The 4,099-nt window shown below is 72.6% G+C and carries 3 protein-coding genes; 1 reads left to right on the top strand and 2 read right to left on the bottom strand.

Annotated elements, in window-relative coordinates; translation table 11 throughout:
* Window positions 1-171 precede the first annotated feature (171 nt).
* Window positions 172-2,649: a lysylphosphatidylglycerol synthase transmembrane domain-containing protein gene (locus tag E1264_RS40925; RefSeq protein WP_132182693.1), complete on the top strand. Its 2,478-nt coding sequence runs from the start codon at window positions 172-174 to the stop codon at window positions 2,647-2,649.
* 37 nt (window positions 2,650-2,686) lie between these two features.
* On the opposite strand, the gene E1264_RS40920 is transcribed toward E1264_RS40925, so the two are convergent.
* Together E1264_RS40920 and E1264_RS40915 are read right to left on the bottom strand one after the other, a co-directional pair.
* Window positions 2,687-3,289 carry a MerR family transcriptional regulator gene (locus E1264_RS40920; protein WP_132182691.1) on the bottom strand — a complete coding sequence of 201 codons (603 nt, stop codon included), beginning with the start codon at window positions 3,287-3,289 and terminating at the stop codon, window positions 2,687-2,689.
* A gap of 506 nt (window positions 3,290-3,795) precedes the next feature.
* On the bottom strand, window positions 3,796-4,099 hold a 304-nt coding region (locus E1264_RS40915), incomplete at its 5' end, for a bifunctional nuclease family protein (RefSeq protein WP_132182689.1).

Here is a 4,099-nt window from a genome sequence, read left to right as displayed (position 1 = left end):
GGCTGGAGAAGAGCGTCGAGCGGAGCTCGTCGGTTGAATGGCGGTGGGTGGGGGCTGGAGGACGGTGGCTGCGGGGTGAACGCGGGACGCCCCGGAGGGCGCAGGTCGACGGCGCGCCGCCGGTTCTGGGACGCTGATCGCGATGGCGGATGGTCAGGGCGGCGGAACGGCGTGACACCGATCCACGAGGACACGGTGCCCGCGCGGCAGGGCACGGCCGCCGGTGTGCCCGTCGACGAGCCCGCCCAGTCCGACCGGATCCGCCGCCCGGCCGACGCGATCCGGTTCGCGGCGTCGGTCGCCGGGCTCGCCGCGGTGATGCTGCTGGTGTCGATCGCGCAGCAGACCACGCACGGCCTGCACACCGACATCGCCGAGGGCGCCGCGCACGCGCCGCGGCTGCTGCTGTCGCTGGCGACGCTGGTGTCCAGCTTCGGCGTGCTGGCCGTGCCGATCGCGTTCGGGATCGAGCGGCTGTTCCACAAGGACGGGACGCGCGTCGCGATCGCGCTGCTCGCCGCCATGATCGCGTTCGGGCTCACGGTCGGGCTGGACGACCTGGTGGTGCGGGGCGCGCCCGGCGGCGTCCTGGACTCGCTGATCTGGGGCGGCACGGAGACCGCGCCGGTGCACACCGACATCGCGCCGGTGATCGCGTTCGTCAGCGCGGTCGGGATGGCGGGCCGCGCCCGCTGGCAGGCCGCGACCTGGACGATGATCGGGCTGGCGGCGCTGACGGGCCTCACCGCGTCCTACGCCTCCGTCGCCGCGCTCGCCGCCACCTACCTCCTCGGCCGCGCCATCGGGCACGGCACCCTGTACGTGGTCGGCACCCCGAACCCGCGCCCGCCGGGCCGGGCGGTGGTGGCGGCGCTCGAACGCCTCGGCCTGCGCCCCGAACGCGCCGCGCGGCTGGGCGACCCCGCCGACGGCGCCGAGGAGACCCGCCGGTACGGCGTCGTCCTCGCGCCCCGTCCCAGGGAAGGGCGCGGCACGCGGCTCCCGGTGGGACGCGGCGCGCACGGCGACTGGGACCTGGAGCTGCACGTCCTCGACCGCGACCAGCAGACGGCGGGCCTGCTGTACCGGGTGTGGCGGCTGCTGCGGCTGCGCGGCACGACGACCGGGCGGGCGCTGCGGTCGCTGCGCCGGTCCCTGGAGCAGGAGTCGCTGATGGCGTACGCGGTGGACGCGGCGGGCGTCCGGACGCCGCGCCTGATCGGGACGTCGGAGGTCGGCACGGAGGCCGCGCTGCTCGCCTACGAGCACGTGCCGGGCCGCCGCCTCGCGGACCTCGACGACGACGAGATCACCGACGGGCTCCTGACGGACGTGTGGCGCCAGTTCCGTGCCCTGCAAGAAGGGCGGCTGGCGCACCGCAGGCTGCTGGACGGCGCGGTCCTGGTCGGCGAGGACGGCAGCGCCTACATCACCGACCTGCGGTCCGGGGAGATCGCGGCGGGCGACCTGGCGCTGCGGCTCGACCTGGCGCAGGCCCTCACGACGCTGGCGCTGCGCGCGGGCCCGGAACGCGCCGTCCGGACCGCGGCGGCCGTGCTCGGCGAGGAGGCCCTCGCCGCCGCCGTGCCGCTGCTGCAGCGGGTGGCGCTGTCCCGGACGACCAGGACGGCGCTGCGGCACGACCGGGACCTGCTGACCCGCATCCGGGAGCAGATCGTCCGGCTGAAGCCCGAGACGGAGGTCGCGCCCGCCAGGCTGGAGCGCTTCCGCCCCCGGACGATCTTCAGCATCGTGGCGCTGTCGATCGCCGCGTACATCGTCATCCCGCAGGTCGCGAGCCTCGACATCGGGACGATGACGGCCACCGCGAGCTGGGAGTGGGTCCTGGTCGCCTTGGGCGCGGCGGCGCTCACCTACGTCGCGGCGGCGCTGATGCTGATGGGATTCGTCCCGGAGCGGCTGCCGCTCGGGCGCACGGTCCTGGCGCAGCTCGCCGCGTCGTTCGTGAAGCTGGTGGCGCCGGCGGCCGTCGGCGGCGTCGCCGTCAACACCCGCTACCTGCAGCGCTCCGGTGTGCGGCCGGGCCCGGCCGTCGCGAGCGTCGGCGCGTCGCAGCTGGTGGGCCTGGTCACGCACATCCTGCTGCTGATCCTGTTCGGGTTCCTCACCGGGTCGACGGCGAAGGCGACGCAGGACCTCGCACCGTCCCGGACGATCGTGATCGCGGTGCTGTCGCTGGGCCTGCTCGCGGGCCTCGCGATGACCGTGCCGCGCGTCCGGCGCGAGGTCACGACCCGCCTGAAGAGCATGTTCTCCGGCGTGGTGCCCCGGCTGGTGGACGTCCTGCAGTCCCCGACGAAGCTGTCCACGGGAATGGGCGGCACCCTGCTGCTGACGGTGGCGTTCGTGCTGTGCCTGGACGCCTCGATCCGCGCGTTCGGCGGGTCGCTGCCGCTGACGACCGTCGTGGTGGTCTTCCTCACCGCCAACGCGCTCGGGTCGGCCGCGCCGACACCCGGCGGCCTCGGCGCCGTCGAAGGCGCCCTCACCCTGGCGCTGACGATCTCCGGGCTCACCGCGGAGACGGCGACGTCCGCGGTGCTGCTCTACCGGCTGCTCACCCTCTGGCTGCCCGTCCTGCCAGGCTGGGGAGCGTTCACCTACCTGCAGCGCAAGGAAGCGCTGTAGTCAGCCGGCCCGTGCGTGGTCAGTCGGTTTGCGGCGGTCAGCCCGTACGGCGCGCGCGGCGCCGGTTGGCCAGCTCGTCGTGCGGGTGCCCGGAGGGGTCGTCGTCGGAGGCGGCGCGCTCACCGGGCAGCTCGGCGAGACTGCCCTCGACCTCCTGCCACACCCGGCCGAGCGCGATGCCGAACACGCCCTGCCCGCCCTGCAGAAGATCGACGACCTCGTCCGCCGACGTGCACTCGTACACGCTGACGCCGTCGCTCATCAGCGTGATCTGCGCCAGATCCTGCACGCCGCGATCGCGCAGATGGGTCACGGCCGTGCGGATCTGCTGCAGCGACACCCCGGTGTCGAGCAACCGCTTCACGACCTTCAGGACGAGGATGTCGCGGAAGCTGTACAGCCGCTGGCTCCCCGACCCGTGCGCCGACCGGACGCTCGGCTCCACCAGCTTCGTCCGGGCCCAGTAGTCGAGCTGCCGGTAGGTGATCCCCGCCGCGGCGCATGCCGTCGGGCCGCGGTATCCGACATCCTCCGGTGGCGCCGACACCCGCGTGTCGAAGAGCAGACCCTGCTCTCCGGCGCGCTGGGACGCCATATGCCTCTCGGGGGTCGCCTTGCCCTCGCCGCTGCTCACCGCCACGCGGACCTCCGGCTCCAAATCATCCCGTGGCGCTTCGTCAAGGGGGTTTGACGAATTACACCACGGGTGTTCCACCAGCACGGTAGGTGCCGGTCAGGGTGGGGTCAACGTTCATCGTCGGCGCGTCGCATGCCCGGATGAACCCACGTATTACCTGCATTTCTGTGTTTATTGCAGCGCACTCCTTCTTCGGCCCCGGCGGGCCTCCATCCTCGTGCACTGCGCGCGATCGTTGCATCGCTCCGTCTCGCCTTGCGGCTCGCTGCGCGATCAGGTTTCTCGCAAGCTCGAAACCCGCCTTCGAACGCGATCTCAATGCCCCAGGTCGTCGCGGGGTCGCGGTGGTGGCCGAGGTGGTCGCGGATCGCGGCTACCGGCAGGCGATCAAGCCTATCTTCATGAATCCCCAGGAACCGGGGCAACAAACCCACTGCTCGCACGTTATCCCAGGCTAACCCGGTGGGAAGCCGGTTCCCGGCAGGCTCGCCGTCACGCTTCGCCCGGCTTCAGCCCGCTCGGCCGAAGTCCTCCGGGGAGATGGTGTCGAGGAACTCGCGGAACTTCTCCACTTCGTCTTCTTGCTCGTCGGGGATGGCCACGCCGGCCTCTTCCAGGACGTCCTCGCTGGCGAAGATGGTGGCGCCGGTACGGAGGGCCAGGGCGATCGAGTCGGACGGGCGGGCGCTGACCTCGACGCCGTTGGAGAAGACGAGGTCGGCGAAGAAGATGCCTTCGCGGAGCGCGGTGATGTTGACCGTGCGGAGCTGGACGCTGAGGGCGTCCAGGACGTCGCGGAAGAGGTCGTGGGTG

It is taken from the genome of Actinomadura sp. KC216 (genome assembly GCF_004348535.1).
GTDB lineage: Bacteria > Actinomycetota > Actinomycetes > Streptosporangiales > Streptosporangiaceae > Spirillospora.
Note: the sequence above shows the minus strand (reverse complement) of the source record. Positions and strands in the feature narration are given on the sequence as shown.